At 64.2% G+C, this 22,892-nt stretch carries 19 protein-coding genes; 8 read left to right on the forward strand and 11 right to left on the reverse strand.

Annotated features, from left to right (window positions below; all coding sequences use genetic code 11):
• Nucleotides 1-123: 123 nt before the first annotated feature.
• From VMJ11_RS13685 to VMJ11_RS13705, 5 genes are all read right to left on the reverse strand, one after another.
• A complete protein-coding gene (locus tag VMJ11_RS13685) occupies nucleotides 124-2,091 on the reverse strand; it encodes a beta-galactosidase (protein ID WP_325619933.1) in 1,968 nt (655 codons plus the stop codon).
• 64 nt (nucleotides 2,092-2,155) lie between these two features.
• Nucleotides 2,156-3,007, reverse strand: coding sequence for a carbohydrate ABC transporter permease (locus VMJ11_RS13690; protein ID WP_325619934.1), 852 nt, complete (start codon nucleotides 3,005-3,007; stop codon nucleotides 2,156-2,158).
• 20 nt (nucleotides 3,008-3,027) lie between these two features.
• A complete protein-coding gene (locus tag VMJ11_RS13695) occupies nucleotides 3,028-3,933 on the reverse strand; it encodes a sugar ABC transporter permease (RefSeq protein WP_325619935.1) in 906 nt (301 codons plus the stop codon).
• A gap of 67 nt (nucleotides 3,934-4,000) precedes the next feature.
• Complete coding sequence (locus VMJ11_RS13700) at nucleotides 4,001-5,269, reverse strand: ABC transporter substrate-binding protein (protein WP_325619936.1); 1,269 nt, start codon at nucleotides 5,267-5,269, stop codon at nucleotides 4,001-4,003.
• 88 nt (nucleotides 5,270-5,357) lie between these two features.
• Nucleotides 5,358-6,497 carry a sn-glycerol-3-phosphate ABC transporter ATP-binding protein UgpC gene (locus tag VMJ11_RS13705; RefSeq protein ID WP_325619937.1) on the reverse strand — a complete coding sequence of 380 codons (1,140 nt, stop codon included), beginning with the start codon at nucleotides 6,495-6,497 and terminating at the stop codon, nucleotides 5,358-5,360.
• Between the two features lie 205 nt (nucleotides 6,498-6,702).
• Here VMJ11_RS13705 and VMJ11_RS13710 point away from each other — a divergent pair, with 205 nt between their 5' ends.
• From VMJ11_RS13710 to VMJ11_RS13720, 3 genes are all read left to right on the forward strand, one after another.
• Nucleotides 6,703-7,728: a LacI family DNA-binding transcriptional regulator gene (locus VMJ11_RS13710; protein ID WP_325619938.1), complete on the forward strand. Its 1,026-nt coding sequence runs from the start codon at nucleotides 6,703-6,705 to the stop codon at nucleotides 7,726-7,728.
• 266 nt (nucleotides 7,729-7,994) lie between these two features.
• Entirely contained in the window at nucleotides 7,995-9,152 is a 1,158-nt protein-coding gene (gene solA, locus VMJ11_RS13715) for an N-methyl-L-tryptophan oxidase (RefSeq protein WP_325619939.1), read from the forward strand.
• A gap of 45 nt (nucleotides 9,153-9,197) precedes the next feature.
• Nucleotides 9,198-9,608 (forward strand): hypothetical protein, encoded by a 411-nt coding sequence (locus tag VMJ11_RS13720; RefSeq protein WP_414694391.1) that lies wholly within the window; start codon nucleotides 9,198-9,200, stop codon nucleotides 9,606-9,608.
• An 88-nt stretch (nucleotides 9,609-9,696) separates the two neighbouring features.
• Here the strand turns inward: VMJ11_RS13720 and VMJ11_RS13725 are convergent, their stop codons facing one another.
• From VMJ11_RS13725 to VMJ11_RS13745, 5 genes are all read right to left on the reverse strand, one after another.
• On the reverse strand, nucleotides 9,697-11,079 hold the full coding sequence (locus VMJ11_RS13725; protein WP_414694392.1) for an RNA polymerase sigma factor: 1,383 nt from the start codon (nucleotides 11,077-11,079) through the stop codon (nucleotides 9,697-9,699).
• Entirely contained in the window at nucleotides 11,022-11,444 is a 423-nt protein-coding gene (locus tag VMJ11_RS13730) for a VOC family protein (protein WP_325619941.1), read from the reverse strand. The genes VMJ11_RS13725 and VMJ11_RS13730 overlap by 58 nt, the downstream gene beginning before the upstream one ends.
• A 55-nt stretch (nucleotides 11,445-11,499) precedes the next feature.
• Nucleotides 11,500-11,922 (reverse strand): YciI family protein, encoded by a 423-nt coding sequence (locus VMJ11_RS13735; RefSeq protein WP_325619942.1) that lies wholly within the window; start codon nucleotides 11,920-11,922, stop codon nucleotides 11,500-11,502.
• 141 nt (nucleotides 11,923-12,063) lie between these two features.
• Nucleotides 12,064-12,417 carry a YciI family protein gene (locus VMJ11_RS13740; RefSeq protein ID WP_325619943.1) on the reverse strand — a complete coding sequence of 118 codons (354 nt, stop codon included), beginning with the start codon at nucleotides 12,415-12,417 and terminating at the stop codon, nucleotides 12,064-12,066.
• 100 nt (nucleotides 12,418-12,517) lie between these two features.
• Nucleotides 12,518-13,141: a TetR/AcrR family transcriptional regulator gene (locus VMJ11_RS13745; protein WP_325619944.1), complete on the reverse strand. Its 624-nt coding sequence runs from the start codon at nucleotides 13,139-13,141 to the stop codon at nucleotides 12,518-12,520.
• Nucleotides 13,142-13,230: 89 nt separating this feature from the next.
• On the opposite strand from VMJ11_RS13745, the gene VMJ11_RS13750 reads away from it, so the two are divergent.
• From VMJ11_RS13750 to acnB, 3 genes are all read left to right on the forward strand, one after another.
• Entirely contained in the window at nucleotides 13,231-14,355 is a 1,125-nt protein-coding gene (locus tag VMJ11_RS13750; protein WP_325619945.1) for an MBL fold metallo-hydrolase, read from the forward strand.
• A 307-nt stretch (nucleotides 14,356-14,662) separates the two neighbouring features.
• A complete protein-coding gene (locus VMJ11_RS13755) occupies nucleotides 14,663-15,466 on the forward strand; it encodes a fimbrial protein (protein ID WP_325619946.1) in 804 nt (267 codons plus the stop codon).
• 735 nt (nucleotides 15,467-16,201) lie between these two features.
• Nucleotides 16,202-18,787 carry a bifunctional aconitate hydratase 2/2-methylisocitrate dehydratase gene (gene acnB / locus VMJ11_RS13760; protein ID WP_325619953.1) on the forward strand — a complete coding sequence of 862 codons (2,586 nt, stop codon included), beginning with the start codon at nucleotides 16,202-16,204 and terminating at the stop codon, nucleotides 18,785-18,787.
• Between the two features lie 372 nt (nucleotides 18,788-19,159).
• Here acnB and VMJ11_RS13765 read toward each other — a convergent pair whose 3' ends face one another.
• Nucleotides 19,160-20,059 carry a LysR family transcriptional regulator gene (locus tag VMJ11_RS13765; protein ID WP_325619947.1) on the reverse strand — a complete coding sequence of 300 codons (900 nt, stop codon included), beginning with the start codon at nucleotides 20,057-20,059 and terminating at the stop codon, nucleotides 19,160-19,162.
• A 245-nt stretch (nucleotides 20,060-20,304) separates the two neighbouring features.
• On the opposite strand from VMJ11_RS13765, the gene VMJ11_RS13770 reads away from it, so the two are divergent.
• Together VMJ11_RS13770 and VMJ11_RS13775 are read left to right on the forward strand one after the other, a co-directional pair.
• Nucleotides 20,305-21,753: an efflux transporter outer membrane subunit gene (locus tag VMJ11_RS13770; RefSeq protein WP_325619948.1), complete on the forward strand. Its 1,449-nt coding sequence runs from the start codon at nucleotides 20,305-20,307 to the stop codon at nucleotides 21,751-21,753.
• Between the two features lie 177 nt (nucleotides 21,754-21,930).
• Nucleotides 21,931-22,892, forward strand: a 962-nt coding sequence (locus tag VMJ11_RS13775) for an efflux RND transporter periplasmic adaptor subunit (protein WP_325619949.1), incomplete at its 3' end; no start/stop codon positions are given.

The raw sequence follows: 22,892 nt of genomic DNA on the forward strand, positions 1-22,892 counted from the left end.
GCGAATTGCTCATAGCATTCACTTCGGCGCGGCGACGAAGGCTCGCCGGCGCGAACCCATGGCCCCGGCTCGGAGTAGTACGAGCCGCCACGGCACGTGGCGCGATCCCCGCCAGTTGCGCCGTTACGCGCGCTCGCGCCATGCGCACACGTCGCCTCTCGCCAACTCGCGCTGCCCCAGCACGAACTGCGCGCCTTCCGGCGCCGGGGCCTGTACGTGTTGCGCACCGAAGTTGAACGCAAAGCACAGTCCGCCACGGCGGCTCAAGCGCAAGCCCTCGGGCAAACGCTGCACGTCGAGCCCGGCGGCGCGTGCGGCTTCGCCAAGCATGGCCAGATGCAGTTTGCGCGAGAGCCATGCTGCGACGTAACGCACCCGGCCATGCGAAAGCAGTGCGGGCCAGCCGTCGTCGAATCGCGCCACTACCTGCGTGGCCCCATTCGCTCGTGCGTGCTCGCGCCAATGGAGCGCCGTGCCCTGCACGCTGCCCAGCACGAGCGCCGGCGCGAGTGTCGGTCGCAACGATTCGGCCTCGAGCACCTGCAACGGCAGCACGCGCTGCAACGCACCGGGCGGCAGATCGCCGGGAATCGCGAAACACCCGGTCTTCGAGCCGCTGCGCGGACCGAACACCCAGAGTCCATCGCTGCGCGCCACCTGGTCGACGAACGTGTCGTCGATCGTAGCCAGCGAAGGCACCACCACGAGCCGATACCCTGAGAGATCCGCGTGCCGCGACACGATATCGACGTCGAGTCCGAGTTCGCGCAGCGCGCTGTAATAGTCGAATGCGAGCGTCTGATAGTCGAAGCTCGCGCCATGACGCTGGATCTCGAACATCCATTGCGTCTCGTAGTCGAACACGAGCGCCACATCCGCGCGCGCCACCGGCGCGAGCGTGCGCAAGGCCTCGCTCTCCGCGATCTCGCGGGCGGCCTGCTCGACTTCGCGCCCGCCCGGTGAAAGCTCGTTGTTCGGCAGATTGAGCCCCGAATGCATCTGCTCCTGGGCATAGGGGCATTGTCGCCAGCGGAAGTACGAAACGAGTTCGGCACCATGCGCGAGCGCCTCGTAGGCCCACAGGCGCACCATGCCCAGCGCGGGCACGGGATTCCAGGACGCCCAGTTCACCGGCCCCGCCTGCTGCTCCATCACCCAGAAGCGTCCGCCGCCAATCGCGCGGTAGCGGTCGTGATCGAACGCGGAGACATCGGGGTGCGCGGTGCGCGCGTAGCGTGCCTTCTCCGCCTCCGGCAACCCTATTACCTCGGTGCGCGCGATCGGATAGCTATCCCACGTCGCCACGTCGATGGCCTCGTTCGCGGCGAATCGATAGTGATCGAAGGTCGTGAAAAAGCCCATGAAGTTGTGGAGGATGTCGGCGTTCGGCGCGTGACAGCGCAGCACATCCGCCTGTTCGCGATGAAAGCTCGCCACCTCATCCGACATGTACCGGCGAAAGTCCAGCTGATGCGCGGGGTTGGCGTCGGTTGGCGTGCGCACCGGCAGGCCGACTGCCTCGAACGACAGGTACTCCATGCTCCAGAACACGTTGCCCCACGCCGCGTTGAGCGCCTCGATCGTGCCGTAGCGCTCGGCCAGCCAGGCCTGAAACCGGCGCAGCGCGGCGGGCGACCAGCTCGGCACCGTGTCGTGACAGCCCAGCTCGTTGTCGGTCTGCCATGCGACCACGGCCGGATGCGCGCCGTAGCGCTGTGCCATCGCCGCCGTAATGCGCACGCAATGCGCGCGATAGTCCTCGCTCGCGATGTCATAGTGGCGCCGCGAGCCGTAGTTCCAGCGCGTGCCGTCCGCGCGCACGGGCAGCATGTCGGGGATCGCGTCGACGAGCCACCTGGGCGGCGAGGCCGTGGGCGTGCCGAGCACGATTTTCAGCCCGCGCGCCGCGAGCGTTTCGATCGCTTCGTCGAGCCAGTCCCACACATAAACGCCCGCGCGCGGCTCCATGCGGCTCCAGGCAAATTCGCCGATGCGCACGTGCGTGATGCCGAGCTCGGCCATGCGCCGCGCGTCGTCGGCCCACATCGTGTGCGGCCATTGTTCGGGGTAGTAGCAGACACCGATTTGCATGAGTGACAATCCGCCTCGGAAAACAATCAGTATTACGAATTAGATGAAAAAGGACCTTCGACGCTCATCCTTTGCTGGCACCGAAGGTCAGCCCCGCGACAAAGTGTTTCTGCATGACGAAGAACATCGCCACGGAAGGCAGCGCCGCGAGCACCGAGCCCGCCGCCACGAGATTCCAGGCCGTGGTCCACTGCCCCTTGAGCGCCGCCACGCCCACGGTGATAGGCGCTGCCTCGTCGCCTTGCGTGAGACACAGCGCCCAGAAGTAGTCGTTCCACACGAACGTGAACACGAGAATGCCGAGCGCGGCCAGAGCCGGCCGAACGAGCGGCAGCACGATACGCCAGTAGACGGTCCATTCGCTTGCGCCCTCCACGCGTGCCGCCTCGATCAGCTCGAATGGCAGCTGCTTGATGAAATTGCGCAGAAATAGCGTGCAAAAGCCGGTCTGGAACGACACGTGAAAGATGATCAGCGCCCATACCGTGTTGTAGAGGCCCACGCGCAGCGCCATGTCGCGCACGGGAATCATGAGAATCTGGATCGGCACGAAGTTGCCCGCGACGAAGGCGAACAGCACCGCAGTATTACCGCGAAAGCGATAGGTGGAGAGCGCGAATCCCGCCATCGAAGCGAGCGCGATGGCGCCGATTACCGAAGGCACGGTAATCAGGACACTGTTCGCGAAGTAATGGAGCATGGGCGTTTGGGTGAGCGCCGCTCCATAGTTATCGAGCAGTGCGAAGTGCTTTGGCCAGCCCCAGTAGTCGCCTTGCTGGAGTTCATCGGTCGAGCGAATGGATGTGACGAGCACCGCAAGCATCGGCAGCAGCCAGAGAACGAGCGCGATGGGCAGTGAAACCTTGTAGAGTACGCGGTTCGCGGGTTTCCAGCGATCGACGGGAAGCGGATACATGAGCAGCGACTCCGTGAGAATCAGCGTTCCTCGCGCAACATGCGGCGCAGGTGGAACACGATGTAGACAAACATGATGAGGAACAGCACGACGGCAATCGCCGCCGAATAGCCTTCGCGGTAATACTTGATCGCCTGGTCGTACATGTAGTACGCGAGCACGGTCGAGCTGTCGAACGGGCCGCCGCCGCTCATCACCGCGATCAGGTCGAAGCTGCGCAGCGCACCGATCACCGTGAGCACGATGGCCATAAAAGTGGCCGGGCGCAATTGCGGGAGCACCACATCCCAGAAGAGCCGCCAGCCCTTCGCGCCTTCCATGCGCGCGGCCTCCACGATTTCCGGGTTGATCGCCGTGAGGCCGGTGAGATAAAGCACCATGCAGAACGGCGTTTGCGGCCAGAGCGCTGCGAAGATGATGCCGAAGCTCACGAGCTTCGGGTCGCCGAGCACCGGCACGCCGTGACCGACGATCAGGCGCAACAGACCGAAGCTCGGGTCGTAGAACCACGAGAACACGAGGCCGACCACCACGCCCGAGAGCACGAACGGCGCGAAGAACAACGACTTCACCGCGCGTATGCCGCGCACGTGCTGGTTCAGGTAGAGCGCGAACACGAGACCTAGCGGCGGCGCGAGCAGGAACAGCACGAGCCACAGCAGGTTATTCCTGAGCGCCGTGTAGAACGTGTCAGAGTGGAACAGCTCGATGTAGTTGGCGAAGCCGACGAAGGCCTTCGCGGTCATGCCGTCCCAGCTGTAGAAACTGAGCGCGATGCTGCTGATGATCGGGTAGATCACGCATAGCGTGAAGAGCGCGCAGCCCGGCAGCAGGAAAAACAGCGCGGCGCGGTTCTGCTGCCGCCGCACGGTGGAGACGCGACGCTGCCGCGCCGGCCCGATGGGGCGCGCTATGGTATCGGACATGGTGAAGCCTCGCCGGTATTCGAAGGAGGCGCGGCCGGCGGCGCAATGCGCCGGCCGCGCTGCGGCCTTACTTGTGGTAGATGCGCTGGCGCGTGGTTTCGAGGCGCGCGAGCAGCGTGTCGATTTGCGAGGGGTCGCTGTAGAACTGCTGCATGGCCTTCATGCCTTCGTCGGCCATTTCCTTCTGCATATCACGGTCGTAGAACTGTGCGATGCCGCCACTCGTGTTCGCGAGCGTCTGGAAGCCCACCTTCGAAATGGGATCTTCAGGCGCAGCCGCCTTGTTGTTCGAAGGCAGTTGCCCCCACCCGCGTGCGAGGTCGGCATTGATCTCCGGCGTTTCCATGAAGGCGAGCAGGCGCCGGGCGTCGGCCTTGTTCTTCGCCTTGGCGGGAATCAACAGCACGTTCACAGGACCATCTTCAGCCATCGGCACGTTCGCATCGATCACCGGGAAGCGGAAAAAGCCCACGTCCTGCTTCATGTTCGCCGGGAAGCTGGCCGAGAAGAACGTGCCCATCAGCATCATCGCTGCCTTGCCGCTCACGAGCACCGGCCCGATCGAATCGACGTCGTACGAAAGGGCGTTCTCCATGAAGCACTGATTGTCCATCAGCGACTTCCAGGCCGTGAACACCTTCTTCACGCGCGCGTCGGTATAGGGAATCTGGCCTGCCATCAACTGCTGGTGGAACGCGTTGCCATTGATGCGCAGGTCCAGATAGTCGAACCAGGCCGCCAGCGTCCAGCTGTCGCGCGCCGCGACGGCAATGGGCTGCACGCCGCTTGCCTTGAGCTTCTTGCACGCGTCGATAAGCTCGTTCCAGGTCTTCGGCTCAGACTTGATGCCAGCCTTCTCGAACAGGTCTTTGCGATAGAAAAAGCCATACGCGTCGTAGCCGAGCGGCGCGGCATACTGCTTGCCGTTCCACGTCGATGCGCCCTTCACCGCCGCGTATTGGTCGTTCCAGCCGTTCTTTGCCCAGTCCGTCGACAGATCTTCCAGCAGACCGCGCTGCGCGTAGTAGGCCATGCGCTCGCCGTCGTGCCACGACACCACGTCGGGTGGATCGGTCGCGAGCCAGCCGCTGATCTGCACCTTGTAGGCTTCCTCATCAATATAGGAAACCTTGAGATCGATGTCGGGATTGGCCTTCTTGAACTTGTCGAAGGCGTCCTGCCATGTCGAGCGCTGGTTGGCGCGCGCCGAAACGTTCACGGTGAGCGTCGAGGCGTCGGCGTTGGTGGCCGCGCCCGTGAACGTCGCCGCGACGATGGCGGCCGCGGCCGTGACGCGGGCCAGCGTACCGAAAGCACGTAAGCGATGAGCGAACATCCTTTGTCTCCTTTTTTGCCTTGTTAACACTGGCGGCATGCGCACCGCCAGGCGTGATGACCCGCTCTACCGGCGGGGTAAAACGAAATCAGGCCAGCGCCGGCGCGTGCGCCACTGCGAGGCGCCTTTGCGCCATGCCCCCGGCGTCGAACAGGTGGCACGCCTGCGGCGGCACGTGCACGCGTATGCGCTCGCCCACGCCGATGGGCGAGTCGCCCGGCGCCTTCGCGACGAGCGTGCCCGCCGCGTGATCCGCATGCAGATAGCTATGCTCGCCCAGACGCTCTGCCAGCACCGTTGCACACGCAACCGATTGTCCATCGCCATCAAGCCGCAGATGCTCGGGCCGCACGCCCAGCGTGACGGGTTGACCACGCTGCAGCGCGCTGCCGTCCACGCAGGCAAAGAGCGGCTCGCCGCCGTGCGCGAGCGTCACGCGCACACCGTCTTCCTCCACCGAGTCGACGATCGCATCGATGAAATTCATGCGCGGCGAGCCGATGAAGCCAGCAACGAAGCGCGACTTGGGGTGGTGATACAGATCGAGCGGCGCACCGCTTTGCGCCACGCTGCCGTAGCGCTCCATGTCTTCGCCCGCGTGCAGCAGCACGATGCGGTCGGCGAGCGTCATCGCCTCGACCTGGTCGTGCGTGACGTACACCACGCTCGCATCCGCGAAACGCTGATGCAGGCGCGCAATTTCGACACGCGTGTGGCTGCGCAGCGCCGCGTCGAGATTGGAAAGCGGTTCATCGAACAAAAACACGCCGGGCTCGCGCACGATGGCGCGGCCAATGGCGACGCGCTGGCGCTGGCCGCCCGACAAGGCCTTGGGATGGCGATCGAGCAGCGCCTCGAGCTGCAGGCTTCCCGCAGCCTCGCGCACGCGCCGCTCGATCTCGGGCTTCGGCAGCTTCGCGATCTTGAGCCCGAACGCGATGTTGTCGAACACCGTCATGTGCGGAAAGAGCGCATAACTCTGGAACACCATCGCCACGCCGCGCTGCGCCGAGGACACGTCGTTCACGAGGCGCGAGCCGATGCGCATCTCGCCTTCGCTCAACTCCTCCAGTCCCGCGATCATGCGCAGCAGCGTGGACTTGCCGCAGCCGGAGGGCCCGAGGAACACGCAGAACTCATGGTGCCCAATGTCCAGATCCACGCGCCGAACGACCGGCGCGTGATCGCCATAACGTTTGCCGACGCCCGAAAGCTGTATCGTCGCCATCTTCTCGCCTCGCGATTTAAGCGCTTAAATTTTCTACCAAAAAATGGATGGAAGCTCTTGCGCTGCGGGCATTTAACCGCTTAAATTCGAATCCGGCACAATTACGCATCGATCGTCTCCGTTGGTGTTGTGCGAGAAAATTAGCAACCCTGCGGCAGCATTGCAACATTTGAATCATCTTCCCTAAATGTGGGAAAGGTCCGACATGGTCACCTTGTCAGAAGTCGCGAGGCGCGCGCGCGTCACCGCGGCCACCGTTTCGAACGTGCTGCGCAACCGCGAAAAGGTCCGTCCCGAAACGGCCGAACGCGTGCTGCAGGCCATCGCCGAGCTCGGCTATCGCCCCAACCTCAACGCGCGCGCGCTCGCACAAGGACGCTCGTCCACGCTCGCGCTCATGCTCTCGAACATCTCGAACCCGTTCTACCCCGAGTTCGTGCTCGCGGCCGAGCGCGCCGCGCGCAAGGCGGGCCACTTCCTGATGGTCTGCAACACCGATGACAACGAGCAGATCGGCCGCGCCTACCTGAACCAGATCGCGGGCACATTCGCGGACGGCGTGCTCGTGATGAACACCGACATCGCCATGAACGAGCTGTGCATCTCGGCGATGCAGAACGGCCCCATTCTGCTGGCAATGTGGGAGCACCCCGAAAAGCCGCCCGCGTTGCCGTGCATTGCGGTGGACTTCGCTCGCGCGGGAGCGCTCGCTGCGGACCATCTGCTCGAATTAGGACACCGAAAGATTGGCATGCTGATCGGTGATGGATGTGGCGGCTTGCAGGACGCACGCTCCGAAGGATTTCGTGCGACGCTACGCGAGGCCGGCGTGAACACCGACGTTGTCGCGCAGCTGCAGGTGCGTGACTCGATCGATTCAGGCTACGCCGCTTGCCTCGAATTGCTCGCACGGCACCCCCGACTCACTGCGATTTTCGCGACCAACGACCTGCTCGCCATTGGCGCAATCCAGGCGCTCATCGGCATGGGCCGCGCCGTGCCCGACGACGTGTCCGTGATCGGCATCACCGATATTCAGCTCGCCCACCAGATGCGCCCGGCGCTCACCACGGTCGCGATCCAGACCGAGGCGGTGGCCGAACTGTCGATCCGCAGCCTGATCCGGCTGATCGACGAACCGAACCTGCAGCCGCCGATGGTGCTCGGGCCACCGCCCGAACTCGTCGCGCGCATGTCCACCGGGCCGCGCAGGCGCCGCACACGCGGCTGAGGGTTGGCGCAAGACGGCTTCAATCTGCTTCTTCGATCTGCGCTTTCGATCTGCGCCTTCGATCTGCGCCTGGAACCCGCGCCGTCCACGCGATAACGCAGCCTTTCGGGCCGCAAGGCACCCTGGCCACGCCCCCATCCCGCTGCCCCCTCCCCGACCCGCGCTCGACAGGCGCGCCTGAAGCGCCGAGAATGAATGCCCTCCACGGCGCGCCGTCCCGATCGGCGGGGCGGTCCTCCGCACACCGTACCGCTCACGGGGCACGCATGCAGGATACGAACGTTAGCAATCGCGCTTTTGACACGCTCATTGTCGGTGCAGGCTCGATGGGCATGGCGGCCGGCTATTATCTGAGCCGCCTTGGCAACAAGGTGCTGCTGCTCGACGCCGGCGACCCGCCTCACGAGCAGGGCTCGCATCACGGCAATACGCGCCTCATCCGCCACGCCTATGGCGAGGGTGCCGCATATGTTCCGCTCGCCCTTCGCGCGCAGCAGCTTTGGGCGGATCTGGAACAGGAAACGGGAACGACGCTCTTCGCGCGCACGGGCGTGGTCAACATCGGCTCGCCCGACGACCCGTTCCTGCGCGAAGTGCAGGTCAGCGCGGCCCGTCACCAACTGCCGCTGGAAACGTTCGACGGCGCGCAAGCGAGCAGGCGCTGGCCGGCGTGGCGGCTCACCGCAGACCAGATCGTGAACTTCGAACCCGACGCCGGCGTGCTGTACTGCGAGCGGGCCATCGACGCGTACCGCAAGCTCGCGACAGCGCTCGGCGCCACGCTGCGCACGAATACGCGCGTCGTGCGCATGGCGTGCCATGGCCGGGAGACCGTCAACGTCTGGACCGACAAGGACGAAAAATTCTCGGCGCGCGACCTCATCGTGTGCGCCGGCAAATCGACCCGGCATCTGCTCGCGCCCCTGGGTCTGGACGTTCCCGTTACGCGTGTGCGCAAGACCTTCGCATGGTTCGAGGCCGCTTCGGGGTTGTTTGCGCCGGACCGGTTCCCCGGCTTTTTCGTCGCCACGGATATCGGCGGGTACTACGGGTTCCCCGATCTCGACGGCAGCGGCCTGAAGCTCGGCCGGCATGATGCGGGCGAAGCCGTCTCCACCGATGCGCCGCTCGCTCCATTCGGCGCCGAGCCAACCGACCTCGGCGATCTGCAAGCCTTCCTGCAGCGCTACCTGCCGGGCGCGGGCAAGTTGCGCGTGGGCCGTGCATGCGAATACGACATGACGCCCGACACGCATTTCATCATCGACCGGGTGCCCGCCTGCCCGAACGTCCACATTGCGACCGGCTTTTCCGGGCACGGCTTCAAGTTCGCCAGTGCGATTGGCGAGGCGCTGGCCGAGCGGATCACGCAGGGCGAGAGCCACATGGATCTTTCCTTGTTCGCGCGCAAGCGCTTTGTGTAGCGGTACGCGCCTGGCGCATGGCCGCGGCGACGAAGGGGACACGTCATGTCGAGCCTGACTAGCGACTGGATACGCCGCGCGAGGTTATTCGTCCAGCGCTTCTGGCAACCGACCAGCGCGTGCATGACCTGCATGCCAGGAAGCTGGGGCAACTTCATGAGTGCTGCCCACTGGGCGATCGCCCTTCAGACCGGGCTGCTCACCGGCCTCCTCGCGGTGCTGTTGACATTCACCCCGGCGGCGAGGCTCTATTCGCATCGATATGGCAATGCGCTCGTTGTCGGCTGCCTCACGGCGATCGGCGACGCCTGGTCGCACAAGAGCCACTACCGCATTCCCATTCTCGAGCACCTGCTGACGGGCGTGATATCGGGCCTCTTCGCGCTGGCCGCGTGGTACCTGCTCGAAGATCGCGCGCGGCGCATTCGCGCGGTTTGGGCGCGGGTCTTCGGTTAGCGATTTCGTTGCCGTTACGGTCCGAGTCGCTGCATCGTCACATCTTGCCCGTCGTGGCCTCGTTCGCGACGGGATCGACACAGCGCGCCTATTCCGGGTCGCGCGGCACGCAAGCCTGCGCCCGGGCCAGCAGCACTTCGCGGTCGCGCGCATTCTGCGTGAGCGTCGCCGCGCGTTCGAATTCCGAGCGTGCCTCTGCGTGGCGTTCGAGCTTCGCGAGCAGGTCGCCGCGCGCCGCGGGCAGCCACGGATAGTGGCGCAGCACGGGCTCCTTGCAAAGCGCATCGACGAGATCGAGCGCCGCCTGCGGCCCCTGCGCCATGCCCACCGCCACGGCGCGATTGAGCCGCACGACGGGCGATGCGTCGAGCTTAAGGAGCGCGTCGTAGATCGAGACGATCCGCGCCCAGTCCGTCGCCGCCGCGCTCGGCGCGCGCGCATGGCACGCCGCGAGCGCGGCCTGCAGCGCATAAGGGCCCGGCGCGCCCGCGCAGGCTGCGCCGCGCGCAAGCGCGGCAAGGCCTCGGCGGATCAGCAGCGTGTCCCAGCGGCTGCGGTCCTGATCGGCGAGTAGTACGGGCCGCCCCTTGCGGTCCACGCGCGCGGGCAGACGCGAAGCCTGCAGTTCCATCAACGCCACGAGAGCGTGCGCCTCGCTCTCGGCCGGCACGAGTTCGGCGAGCATGCGGCCTAGCCGCAGCGCTTCCTCGCAAAGCACGGGCCGCATCCAGTCCTCGCCCGCCGTGGCCGTGTAGCCCTCGTTGAAGATCAGGTAAATCACTTCGAACACCGAAGCAAGTCGCGGATCGATCTCGACGAGCCGCGGCACTTCGAACGGCACCTTCGCCGCAGAAAGCGTGCGCTTCGCGCGCACGATGCGCTGCGCGACGGTCGCCTCGGGCAGGAGGAACGCGCGCGTGATCTCGGCCGTGGTGAGACCCCCAAGCAGTCGCAGCGTGAGCGCGACACGCCCCTCCTTCGGCAGCATCGGATGACACGCGACGAACACGAGCCGCAGCAGGTCGTCGCCGATCTCGTCTTCGTGCGCGGCGTCGAGCGCCTCCACGAAATCTGGCGCGAAGTGCGCTTCGAGTGCTTCGAGGTCCGCGCCCATCGCCTCGTGTGCGCGTGCATGAGAGGCCGCGCGCCGTAGCCGGTCGAGCGCGCGATGCTTCGCGGCGGTCATGAGCCACGCTCCGGGGTTCTCGGGAATACCGCTCGCGGGCCAGCGCTCCAGTGCGGCGACGAATGCGTCCTGCGCGACTTCCTCGGCCACGCCCACGTCGCGCACGATGCGCGCGGCGTGCGCGATCACCTTCGCCGACTCGATGCGCCACACGGCCTCGACCGCGCGGCGCGTCGCGGCGTGCGTGTCGCGCTCGTCACGTTCGTCGCGTTCGTCGCGCTCCTGGGTCACGAGCCGTGCGCGCCCTTTTCGACGGCCGCCGCAGACATGTACATCAATTCCCAGATATGGCCATCGGGGTCTTCGAAGCTCCTCCCGTACATGTCGCTGCCGCATTCCATTGGCGCACGCTTCGAGGTGCCGCCCGCCGCGAGCGCCTTCTCGACGATCCCGTCCACTTCCTCGCGCGAAACGCATGAGAGGCAGGTCAGCACCTCGGTGCTTTCGCGGGCATCCACGAGCGCCTTGTCGGTGAAGTTGCGCATGAAGCCGGTGGTGAGCAGCATGGCGTACATGTTCTCGCCGAGCACCATGCAGGCGGCCTGCTCGTTGGTGAATTTCGGGTCGAACTGGAAGCCGAGCTGGCCAAAGAAGTCCATCGAGCGCTTGAGGTCGCGCACGCCCAGATTGACGAAAATGTGCTTGTGCATGATCGTGTCCTCGCAATGAACCCGTTGATGTGTTTATCCGGCTAACGGGCGATTATCAGGATGACTTACGTTGCGCCTCGAGCTTGCGAAAACGCTCGATGCCTTCGCATTGCGCGAAGTCTTCGAGTTCGTAGAGTTGGCGCACCTCGATCTCGCCATCGGCGTGCTTGCCGAACGGTGCCGGGAAGCGGCGCGCCCATTCGAGCGCTTCATCGCGCGAGCGCACCTGGATCAGCGTGTAGCCGGCGATCAGTTCTTTCGTCTCGGCGAACGGCCCGTCGACAATGGTCGGCTTGCCTTCCCTGTAGCGCACGCGAAAGCCGCGCGAGCTCGGCTGCAGGCCCGAGGCGTCGAGCAGCACGCCCGCCTTCGCCAGTTCCTCGTGATACCTGGCCATCTCGGCGAACATTTCCTCGTCGTTCGGGGTCTCGCCCGATTCGCTCAGCGCGTTCGCGCGCACCATGATCATGAATCGCATCGTCTTCTCCTGGTTTTCACGTTCGATGAAAGCGGCACCGGTTGGTGCGCTCATGAACACGACGCACGGGGCGCGGGGAAATCGACAACGGAATGCAGATTTTTTGCTGCCCCAGGGAAATCACCTGGCAGTGTGGCCGCTTCAGCGAAAGCAGGGACCGGTCTCACGCACTTCGACGCTCGCCCATGCGGCCGCGGGACAGCGCTGCGCAATGGCGACGGCCTCGTCGCGCGTCGCGCAATCGAGCAGGAAGAAGCCGCCGATCATCTCCTTGGCTTCGGCGAACGGCCCATCGACGACGCTCGCACGGCCTTCGCGCACCCGCACGCGCGCGGCGTTAGTGTCCGCTGTGAGTGCGTGTGCCTCGATCAGCTGGCCCTCGGCGGCGAGCTCCTCGGCGAACTCGACCATACGCGCGTAGAGCGCCTCGCCTTCGGCTTGCGCTCGCGTGTCGCGCTGGCCGCGCGGCTCGACGATCAGCAGCATGAATGGCATGAATCTCTCCTTCCAGTCGGCCTGCGATCCTGAAAGGCAAGAGTCTAGTCGAGATGGAAAAACAGAAACGCTTCGGTGGCGCGACGCGCGGCTCGCTAGCTCAGGCGTAGCGCGCGAGAAAAAGATCGGCGGTCGATTCGGCAACCTGCCGCTGTTGAGTTTCGTCGAGCGGCGGCTGCCCCATCGTCACCTGCGGCCAGAAGGCAAAAGCCTTCACGAGGCCGTGCAACTGCTGCGCCGCAAATACGGAATCAGGCATCTTGAGCCGGCCGTCGGCGGCGGCTGCGCGCACCCAGAGCGTAAGGTCCTCCTCGCGCTCGCCAATGCGGGCCACCATGTCGCGCGCACGCTCGGGAGAATGAATGCCCGCCGCGATGGCCACGCGCGCGAGGGAAAGAAACGCTGCGTCGTTCAGGAGCCGCAGCTTGCGCATGAGGAGATCGATGAGCTGGGCGCGCAAGGGCACGGTAGCGCGGTACGCGGGCGCGTCGCCGGCGGCGCTCGCGTCCCAGAGCTGGCGCAGGATCGCCGCGAACAGCGCCTCCTTGCTCGGGAAATGGTTGTAGACCGTGCGCTTCGAGACGCTTGCGCGCGCGGCGATGCGGTCCATGCTCGTGGCTTCGAAACCGGAAGCAAGGAATTCGTCGATCGCCGCGGCGACGATGGCGGCGCGCTTGCGGTCGGTCAGGCGTTGGGGGCTGTCGGGAATGGCACTCGGATCCATTTTTTAATTTTACACCGGGCAGTTTACTTTCCCCCCGAATAAACTACACTACCCAGTCTACTTTTCGTTCTCACTACCGGCCGCCGCCAATGACCTCGCCATTCGCCTCCCTCAGCCGCACCTTGGGCCTGACCGCCGCGCAGCGCGGGCGCGCGCTTTCGCGCACCTCGCCGCAGCACGACGGCGAGCGCTTTCGCAACGTGCGGCCACGCCCGGCCGAGCGCTTCGGCAAGACGCTGAAGATCATGTGGGACATGATCTTCAACAAGCCGCGCGGCACGATGCCGGCCGGCGTGCTGCCGGTTCACCCGCTCACGCGCGGCCAGGTCGAGGCTGCTCCCGACCGTAGCGTCTGGCGGCTCGGCCATTCCACGCTGCTCTTCAAGCTGCGCGGCCAGTTCTGGCTGACCGACCCGGTATTTGCGGAGCGCGCGTCGCCGTTTCGCAGCCTCGGGCCGAAGCGCTTTCACGCGCCGCCCATTGCGCTCGCCGACCTGCCGCCCTTGCGCGGCGTGATCCTTTCGCACGACCACTACGACCATCTCGATCGCGAGACGGTGCTCACGCTCGCCGCCACGACGGGTGTCTTCCTCACGCCGCTCGGCGTGGGCGACCGCCTGATCGAATGGGGTATCGAGGGCGCGAAGGTGCGCCAGTTCGATTGGTGGCAAGGTGCGACTGTCGATGGCATCGAGTTTGCGGCGACGCCCGCGCAGCACTTCTCGGGGCGCAGCCTCTTCGACGGCAACAGCACGCTGTGGGCCTCATGGGTGATCGCCGACGACGACCTGCGCGTGTTCTTCAGCGGCGACACGGGCTACTTCGACGGCTTTCGCACGATTGGCGAGCGGCTCGGCCCGTTCGACGCGACCTTCATCGAAACCGGCGCCTACGACCCGCACTGGCCCTACGTCCACATGCAGCCCGAGGAAACCGTGCAGGCCCATGTGGATTTGCGCGGCAACTGGCTCGTGCCGATCCACAACGGCACGTTCGATCTCGCGATGCATCACTGGCAGGACCCGTTCGAGCGTGTGACGGGCCTCGCGCTCGCGCGCGGCGTGACCTTGTCCACGCCTTGCATGGGCGAGCGGCTCGACCTGGCCGCGCCCCATCGCGGTGAGCGCTGGTGGCGCGACGTGGCCGAAAGCGCGGAGGCGCGTTCGGCGCGCCGATGGTTTGGCTGCCGCGACGCCGGCGAAGCGCGTTCGTAACGCGCGATTCTTCCGCTTTTCTGCTTTTCTGCTTCGCTGCCCTGCTTCGCCGCTACCCCTGCCCGCGCCAGCCAAAGGCATGCGCGGGCAGGCGTGCCCACTGCGCGCGCCCTGCTTCTCCCCCCCCCCGCTTTTCCCCACCCGCTCCCTGCTCCATCCCGAAGCGCAAAGGTCTCCTAAGCTGTTGATACACGGCAGTACCAGCCGTTTGTCCCCGCTTTGAGGCCAATCTTGCGACCGCCGCCGGGAATCGACAGGGATCGTGAAATTTAGTTGTTTTCACAACACCGTGCTGTGGAGTTCAGGCATGCTCTTCGCCAGTGCGCAAAGTAGCGTGAATTGCAGTCCTGGAAACTACGGTACGATAGTCGAAAGCGGCGTGGGCACGTACAACAGCACCTACAAAACCTATTCGACCAATATTCCTGGCATAGGACTGAGGTTCACGGATACGACAACAGGATCGTATTATCCTGTTAGCAGTACTAGCTGGTCCGGAAATAACAGCTTTAATTTGACCATCGGCTTCTCCATCGACGTCATCAAGACGGGCACGGTTACAACAGGCGGCAGCATCAGCGGGAATATCGTTCAGTATGCAGCCCAGAACGGCGCGTATCCGATCTTCTACATCTATCTGAATGCCCCGATCGTCGTCAATCCAACGATCCCCACGTGTACGGTGACGACACCGTCAATCCAGGTGCCATTGGGCGATGTGCCGCGAACCGCGTTCTCCGGCATCGGGTCGACCTCGCCAGAGAAGTCATTCAACATCGGGCTGAATTGTGCGGGCGGTGCGCAGGGTGTGGCGGCAACCATCTATACGACATTGACCGACCAGACGAATACAGCGAATACGTCCAACGTGCTGTCGTTGACGTCTACGTCGAAAGCCAAGGGTATCGGCATCCAGATACGCAACGGCACGAACGTCATCAGCTATGGCCCGGCTTCCAGCGCAATCGGCAACAAGAATCAATGGATGGCGGGACAAAGCATCAATGGCACGTTCAATATCCCGCTGGCGGCGCGCTACGTGCAAACAGGTGCGACCATCACCGCCGGAAGTGCGAACGGAATTGCCACGTTCACGATGGGCTACCAATAAGCGGTATGGCGATCGCCGGCTGATGAGTCGACGATTCAACCTGTGAGCTACACAAAGGCGAAGGCCCCGGGATTCCACAGAACTCCGGGGCCTTCTCGTAGCGCATGTCTGTCGCGTTCCGATCAAAGGATGCTTTGCGCTACGTAGCCGAAGGTTAGCATTCCCTCGGCACATCAGAATTCGACACAACGTCGTTGCTTGCCGTGAATCAAGATGACCGAATCGCATCGTTGCTGCGTTGCGTTCGCATCGAGGGCGCGAATCACCCTGACCGGTTTGCCACTCCCCGGAATCCACGGGGAAACGCAGAATATCCCGCCGCCGAAAGCGAGTTGCCACCGAGGATCGGTCACGCCACGCAGGCCGACGACCACTCCCGCCCGCGCCCCTATTCCATATAGTGAAACTACAACCCTGTATGGTTTCCGCCGCATCAGAGGACGATCCGAAATCGCGGGTGGGGCGCTGGGCGCTAATCGTGTTGCGCCTCTGCGCTACCCCCGGTATGCCCGGTGCAGCAAGGCTCTCGGGCCACCCGCCAGGATTTCGCACGAAAAGGCCCCTTATTTCTCGCAGCCTTGATCTCCCCTTGCCCCCTGCTCAACTCTTATATAAGACATAAGACATTTGACGTTAGACGGCATTGCAACTAGAATCGCGATCAAAGCAGTGCCCGGAACAGCCTCGGCGTGCCGGGAAAGCCCTCCCCTGAACCGCAATATCAGCAGGTCCCCCATGCTTGAATCCTTTCGTGCTCACGTAGCCGAACGCGCCGCGCTCGGCATTCCCCCCCTGCCGTTGACAGCTAAGCAGACCGCCGAGCTGGTCGAGCTGCTGACGAATCCGCCTGCCGGCGAAGAACAGACCCTGGTCGACCTGATCACCAACCGCGTGCCTGCCGGCGTGGACGAAGCCGCGCGTGTGAAGGCGGGCTTCCTCGCCGCCGTGGCCAAAGGCGAGACCGCCTGCGCGCTGATCTCGCGTGCGCGCGCCACGGAACTGCTCGGCACGATGCTGGGCGGCTACAACATCCAGCCGCTGATCGAGCTGCTCTCCGACGCCGAAGTGGGCACCGTGGCCGCCGAAGCGCTGAAGAAGACCCTGCTGATGTTCGACCAGTTCCACGACGTCAAGGAACTGGCCGACAAGGGCAACGCCAACGCCCGCGCCGTGATGCAAAGCTGGGCCGACGCCGAATGGTTCACGAGCCGTCCGGAAGTGCCGCAAAGCCTGACGATCACCGTCTTCAAGGTGACGGGCGAAACCAACACGGACGACCTGTCGCCGGCCCCGGACGCCACCACCCGCCCCGACATCCCGCTGCACGCGCTGGCAATGCTGAAGAACGCCCGTCCCGGCATCACGCCGGAAGAAGACGGCAAGCGTGGCCCGGTCAAGTTCATCGAATCGCTGAAGGAAAAGGGTCACCTGGTCGCCTACGTGGGCGACGTGGTCGGCACCGGCTCCTCGCGCAAGTCCGCCACCAACTCGGTGCTGTGGTTCACGGGTGAAGACATCCCCTTCATCCCGAACAAGCGCTTCGGCGGCGTGTGCCTGGGCGGCAAGATCGCCCCGATCTTCTACAACACGATGGAAGACGCCGGCGCCCTGCCGATCGAACTCGACGTGTCGAAGATGGAAATGGGCGACGTGGTCGAACTGCGCCCGTACGAAGGCAAAGCGCTGAAGAACGGTGAAGTGATCGCCGAGTTCCAGGTCAAGTCCGAAGTGCTGTTCGACGAAGTGCGCGCCGGCGGCCGGATTCCGCTGATCATCGGCCGCGGTCTGACCGCCAAGGCGCGTGAAGCGCTGGGCCTCGCTCCGTCGACCCTGTTCCGCCTGCCGCAGCAGCCGGCCGACAGCGGCCGCGGCTTCTCGCTGGCGCAGAAGATGGTCGGCCGCGCCTGCGGCCTGCCGGAAGGCCAGGGCGTGCGCCCGGGTGCGTATTGCGAACCGAAGATGACCTCGGTCGGCTCGCAAGACACCACCGGCCCGATGACCCGCGACGAACTGAAGGACCTGGCGTGCCTCGGCTTCTCGGCCGACCTCGTCATGCAGTCGTTCTGCCACACCGCCGCCTATCCGAAGCCGGTGGACGTGAAGACCCACCAGACGCTGCCGAACTTCATCAGCAACCGTGGCGGCATTGCGCTGCGCCCGGGTGACGGCGTGATCCACTCCTGGCTGAACCGCATGCTGCTGCCCGACACCGTGGGCACCGGCGGCGACTCGCACACGCGCTTCCCGATCGGCATCAGCTTCCCGGCCGGCTCGGGTCTGGTCGCCTTTGCGGCTGCCACCGGCGTGATGCCGCTGGATATGCCGGAATCGGTGCTGGTCCGCTTCAAGGGCAAGATGCAGCCGGGCGTGACGCTGCGTGACCTCGTCAACGCAATCCCGCTGTACGCCATCAAGCAAGGCACGCTGACGGTCGCCAAGCAAGGCAAGAAGAACATCTTCTCGGGCCGCATTCTCGAAATCGAAGGCCTGCCCGATCTGAAGGTCGAGCAAGCGTTCGAACTGTCGGATGCTTCCGCTGAGCGTTCGGCCGCCGGTTGCACGGTCCACCTGAACAAGGAACCGATCATCGAATACCTCAACAGCAACATCACGCTGCTGAAGTGGATGATCGCCCAGGGCTACCAGGACCCGCGCAGCCTGCAGCGCCGCATCAAGGCGATGGAGCAATGGCTGGCCAAGCCGGAGCTGCTGCAGCCGGACGCCGATGCCGAGTACGCCGCCGTCATCGAGATCGATCTGGCCGACATCCACGAGCCGATCGTGGCCTGCCCGAACGATCCGGACGACGTGAAGACGCTGTCTGACGTCGCTGGCGCGAAGATCGACGAAGTGTTCATCGGCTCGTGCATGACCAACATCGGCCACTTCCGTGCCGCGTCGAAGCTGCTCGAAGGCAAGCGCGACATCCCCGTGAAGCTGTGGGTGGCTCCGCCGACCAAGATGGACCAGAAGCAGCTGACCGAAGAGGGTCACTACGGCGTCTTCGGCACGGCTGGTGCCCGTACCGAAATGCCGGGCTGCTCGCTGTGCATGGGCAACCAGGCACAGGTGCGCGAAGGCGCGACGGTCATGTCGACCTCGACGCGTAACTTCCCGAACCGCCTCGGCAAGAACACGAACGTGTACCTCGGCTCGGCGGAACTGGCGGCAATCTGCTCGCGCCTGGGCAAGATCCCGACCAAGGAAGAGTACATGGCCGACATCGGCGTGATCAACGCCAACGGCGACAAGATCTACAAGTACATGAACTTCGACCAGATCGAAGACTTCAAGGAAGTGGCCGACACCGTGACGATGTAAGCACGCTGTCGGGCTGCGGCGAGATGTTTTCGTTGTAGGTTCTCGTCGTAGCGCCACGCAATGGCGCCGCAGGCTCAATGCCTGCGGCGCCATTTTTCTTTGGTGCGGCGGCACAGTGAGGATGTGGCTGAATAATTTCGGATAACTAGATAAGTGGCATGCCTGAGCCCCGCGATCATTCAGGCAAGCCATGATCGTATGTGGCGCGGCCCGATCGTTCAGCTGCGCTCCAGGCGACTGCATGGCAGCAGCCGCAGCAAGAATCGCCTGGTCAATCTATCGGAGCGCGCTTGCTCCCACTAGTGCGCCAATCCGGATGACTGTCCGCCAGAAAGCGATGCAATCCGAACGCCGGCAGAGCCCTTCAGTGACTCATTGATTGAGCATGGCCACCAGCGTGCTGCGAACGTGGTCCACGAAGATCGTTGCCGCCCGCCTGATGTGCCGACGGTCGGGGAAGACCGCGCAAAAGTTGATTTTGTCCGAGCGATATTGATCGAGCACGCAGACAAGGCGTCCGTCCTCGATATCTTTCCTGATGCGCAGTTCGGGAAGCAGCGCAATGCCCAGACCGGCGAGAGCCGCCTGCCTGACCGGCGTGGTCGAGGTTGCGAGCAGGCGCCCACGCACCGGAACTTCCGCGCGCCCATCGGGGCCGCTTAGCTGCCACGTGACGGGCCCAAAGTCCTTTCGGGAAATCACGAGGCAATCGTGTTGGCCGAGCTCGTCGAGCGTTGCCGGCGTTCCATGGGACTCGAGATACTTCGGCGCCGCAACGAGTCTCCAGCGCGAGGTCGTCAGCACGCTGCGCGTCGTGTCGTCATCCAGCACGGTTTCGGGACGAAAGGCCAGATCCACGCCGCTCGCCATCAGGTCCAGATAAGCATTGTCGGGAACGAGTTCCAGATTGATGCCCGGATAGCTGACCAGAAAATCCGTGATCGACGAAATGGGAAAGACTTCGAAGAACCCATCGTTGAGCGCCACGCGCAACGGGCCAACGGGTTCGGCCTGCGTGTCGGCCGCCTGCCGCCCCGCCAGCATCAGCCCTTCTATGTGCGCTGTGCATTGCTCGTAGAACGTCTGCCCGATGGCCGTGAGGGTCAGCTTTCGCGTCGTACGCAGGATCAGGCGGCTCTTCAGGTCGTCTTCCAGTTGCTGAACGTGGCGGCTAACTGTATTCGCGGGCATGCCCAAACGGCGTGCAGCCTCCGCGAAGCTTCCTGCGCGCACCACTTCCACGAAGAAACGAATTTGATTCAGATCCAGCATGCATTCCTCGTGAATATGGATGAGACCCCGCCATCCTGACCGTCTAGTGGTGGGACGAAAGGCAGTCTAAGCTGCCTCCGAAACAGCGTGATTAGACCACTTTTCGTCGGAACGCACCGCCCTCCTCCCCACCTCACTCTCATCCTTCAGGCTCAGGAATGAACGTTTCACTCAGGCCTCGCGGCGGCGACATCGTTCGCCCCCGGATAAGGCAAAGCACGCTGCTATGGTGCTGCACGTCTGTCATGGCCGTCCTTATCGCGGGCTGCGCAGTGGGACCGGACTACACAAAACCGGCCGTAGAAGTACCGACTAGCTTCAAGGAAGGCGTCGACTGGCAACGCGCAAACGCGAATCCGCAGGCGTCGCTATCGAGCACCTGGTGGCTCGATTACCACGACGACACGCTGGCCAACCTCATCAAACAGGCGCAGAAGGCGAACCCGTCGATCGCCCAGGCTGAAGCGGCTTACCGGCTTGCGCAAGCGGCCGTACAAGGGAGCGAGGCCAGCCTCTTCCCGACGATCGGCGCGGGGATGTCCGCCGGACGGTCCGGAACGGGAACGGGCGCTGCGGTCGCGAACGGAACGTCGACAGGCTTCCTGCAGCCGGGTGTGCACAATCTGGTTTCGGCTGGGCTCTCCGCCAACTGGGAACTCGATCTGTGGGGCGGCATTCGCCGACAAATCGAATCGAGCAAGGAAAGCGCACAGGCAAGCGACGCACAACTGGCCGGAGAACGCCTCTCGATCGAGGCGAGCGTCGCAATGGACTACTTCGCACTGCGTCGCGCGGATGTCGATATCGGGCTGCTCACGCAGCAACAGCAGATCGACGCCCACATACTGGACATGACGCGCGCGAGTTACGCACAGGGCGAAGCCTCGAACGACAGCGTGCTTGCCGCGCAAGACAATCTCGAGGTGGTGATCGCCGACCTTCAGGCAACGCAAACATCGCGCGAACAATATGAACACGCGCTGGCGGTACTGACCGGCGTGCCTCCGGCCACGTTCTCCATCGCGCCCGAGCCGCACTACGCGTTCATCGCGCCGGCCGTCCCGCTGGCGTTGCCTTCGCAGCTGCTCGAACGGCGCTATGACGTCGTCAGCGCCGAGCGTGCTGCGGCTTCCGCGAACGCAAAGATCGGCGTGGCCAAGGCGGCGTTCTTCCCGACGCTGACACTCTCGGCACAAGGCGGATTCCAGCACAACATGCTCGCGAATCTCTTCTCGGTGCCGAGCCGCTACTGGACGCTCGGCCCCGACCTCGCGGCGACGATCTTCGACGGCGGCGCGCGCGAGGCCGCCGTGCGCGAGGCTCGCGCGACCTACGATCAAAACGTGGCCGCCTACCGGCAGACGGTGCTCACGGCTTTCCAGAGCGTCGAGGACAGCCTGTCCTCGTGGAACCATCTGAAGCAACAGGAACACGCTTTCGCCGACATTTACGCGCGCAACAAGCATCTCTTCGACAGCGAGCACGCACAGTTCGAGGTTGGCTCGGCGAGCGAGCAGAACGTTCTCACACAACAGCTCACGCTATTGCTCGCGCAACAGAATCTCGCGGACACGCAAGCCTCGCTCACGTTGAGCAGCGTAACGCTGATCAAAAGCCTGGGTGGGGGATGGCGTTGGAATGAAGCAACCGAAGCACCCGCCGACGTCCTCGCTTCCTCCAAAAGCAGTCGCTGAGCGCATGTCCAGCGGCCTTGCGCGCTGCTCCCCTTCTCCGATCCTGCCCGAATCGTTTCGATAATGCCAATCCATCCACGCACACGCTCATCCATTGTTTCAATCGGCCTCCTCGCGCTTTTCGGCTGCGGCAAAAGCGAACCGCCGCCGGCGCCGCCGACGCCTCATGTGGGCGTCATGCAAGCCGAACCCGCTAACGTACCGCTCACCCGCAGCTTCGTCGGACGCTTGTCGCCGTTTTACAGCGCCAACGTGACAGCGCGGGTTTCGGGCGTGCTGATGAAGCGCATCTATACGGAAGGCAGCCAGGTCAAGGCGGGACAAACGCTGTTCGAGATCGATCCCACTTATTACGAAACAGTGCTCAACACCGATCTCGCCACGCTCGCCCAGGACCAGGCGACCTACGTGAACGATCACGTTATCGCCGAGCGTTATCGCAAGCTGTTGCCGATCGGCTCCATCTCGCAGCAAACGGCCGACGACGCCGACGCCGCTGAACGCAGCGCCGCTGCCAAGGTCAAGGCCGACGAAGCCGCGGTTCAAGGCGCGCGCGTGAATCTCGGCTATACGAAGGTGACCTCGCCTATCGCCGGCATTGCCGGCCAGCAACAGGTGACCGCCGGCGCGGTCGTGGGCAACGGCACGACCGATGCGGGTTCAGGCGGCACATTGCTCGCCACGGTCGAACAGATCGATCCGCTCTACGTGAACTTCACGATCAGCGCGGCCGACCTGATCACGTTGAAAGAGGCCCAGAGCAAGGGCGATGTCGCGCTCGCCGCGCAAAACAAGACCTCGGTCCAGGTCATCCTGCCCAACGGCTCACCCTACGATCAGCTCGGCACGCTGGATTTCACCGATTTTTCCGTGAACGCGACCACGGGCGCGGTCAGCCTGCGCGCGCAGATTCCCAACCCGCAGCACCAGTTGCTGCCGGGCATGTACGTCTCGCTGAATGTCGATCTGGGCCAGCGCAACGGCGTGTACCTGGTTCCCCAGCCAGCCATCCAGCGCGACACGGTCGGCTCCTATGCGATGGTGGTGGGCGCCGATGGCAAGGTGGCACGCAAGGACGTCGATACCGACGAAAGCTACCGCAACGACTGGATCGTCACGGGCGGCCTCTCGGCCGGCGA

Origin of the sequence: Paraburkholderia sp., from assembly GCF_035501035.1 — a bacterium.
Classification (GTDB): Bacteria; Pseudomonadota; Gammaproteobacteria; order Burkholderiales; family Burkholderiaceae; genus Paraburkholderia.

Excerpts from the sequence above, each read along its gene's own strand:
- VMJ11_RS13685 (WP_325619933.1), bottom strand. The coding sequence starts at position 2,091 with ATGCAAATCGGTGTCTGCTACTACCCCGAACAATGGCCGCACACGATG.
- VMJ11_RS13690 (WP_325619934.1), bottom strand. The coding sequence starts at position 3,007 with ATGTATCCGCTTCCCGTCGATCGCTGGAAACCCGCGAACCGCGTACTC.
- VMJ11_RS13695 (WP_325619935.1), bottom strand. The coding sequence starts at position 3,933 with ATGTCCGATACCATAGCGCGCCCCATCGGGCCGGCGCGGCAGCGTCGC.
- VMJ11_RS13700 (WP_325619936.1), bottom strand. The coding sequence starts at position 5,269 with ATGTTCGCTCATCGCTTACGTGCTTTCGGTACGCTGGCCCGCGTCACG.
- VMJ11_RS13705 (WP_325619937.1), bottom strand. The coding sequence starts at position 6,497 with ATGGCGACGATACAGCTTTCGGGCGTCGGCAAACGTTATGGCGATCAC.
- VMJ11_RS13710 (WP_325619938.1), top strand. The coding sequence starts at position 6,703 with ATGGTCACCTTGTCAGAAGTCGCGAGGCGCGCGCGCGTCACCGCGGCC.
- solA (WP_325619939.1), top strand. The coding sequence starts at position 7,995 with ATGCAGGATACGAACGTTAGCAATCGCGCTTTTGACACGCTCATTGTC.
- VMJ11_RS13720 (WP_414694391.1), top strand. The coding sequence starts at position 9,198 with ATGTCGAGCCTGACTAGCGACTGGATACGCCGCGCGAGGTTATTCGTC.
- VMJ11_RS13730 (WP_325619941.1), bottom strand. The coding sequence starts at position 11,444 with ATGCACAAGCACATTTTCGTCAATCTGGGCGTGCGCGACCTCAAGCGC.
- VMJ11_RS13735 (WP_325619942.1), bottom strand. The coding sequence starts at position 11,922 with ATGCGATTCATGATCATGGTGCGCGCGAACGCGCTGAGCGAATCGGGC.
- VMJ11_RS13740 (WP_325619943.1), bottom strand. The coding sequence starts at position 12,417 with ATGCCATTCATGCTGCTGATCGTCGAGCCGCGCGGCCAGCGCGACACG.
- VMJ11_RS13745 (WP_325619944.1), bottom strand. The coding sequence starts at position 13,141 with ATGGATCCGAGTGCCATTCCCGACAGCCCCCAACGCCTGACCGACCGC.
- VMJ11_RS13750 (WP_325619945.1), top strand. The coding sequence starts at position 13,231 with ATGACCTCGCCATTCGCCTCCCTCAGCCGCACCTTGGGCCTGACCGCC.
- VMJ11_RS13755 (WP_325619946.1), top strand. The coding sequence starts at position 14,663 with ATGCTCTTCGCCAGTGCGCAAAGTAGCGTGAATTGCAGTCCTGGAAAC.
- acnB (WP_325619953.1), top strand. The coding sequence starts at position 16,202 with ATGCTTGAATCCTTTCGTGCTCACGTAGCCGAACGCGCCGCGCTCGGC.
- VMJ11_RS13765 (WP_325619947.1), bottom strand. The coding sequence starts at position 20,059 with ATGCTGGATCTGAATCAAATTCGTTTCTTCGTGGAAGTGGTGCGCGCA.
- VMJ11_RS13770 (WP_325619948.1), top strand. The coding sequence starts at position 20,305 with ATGGCCGTCCTTATCGCGGGCTGCGCAGTGGGACCGGACTACACAAAA.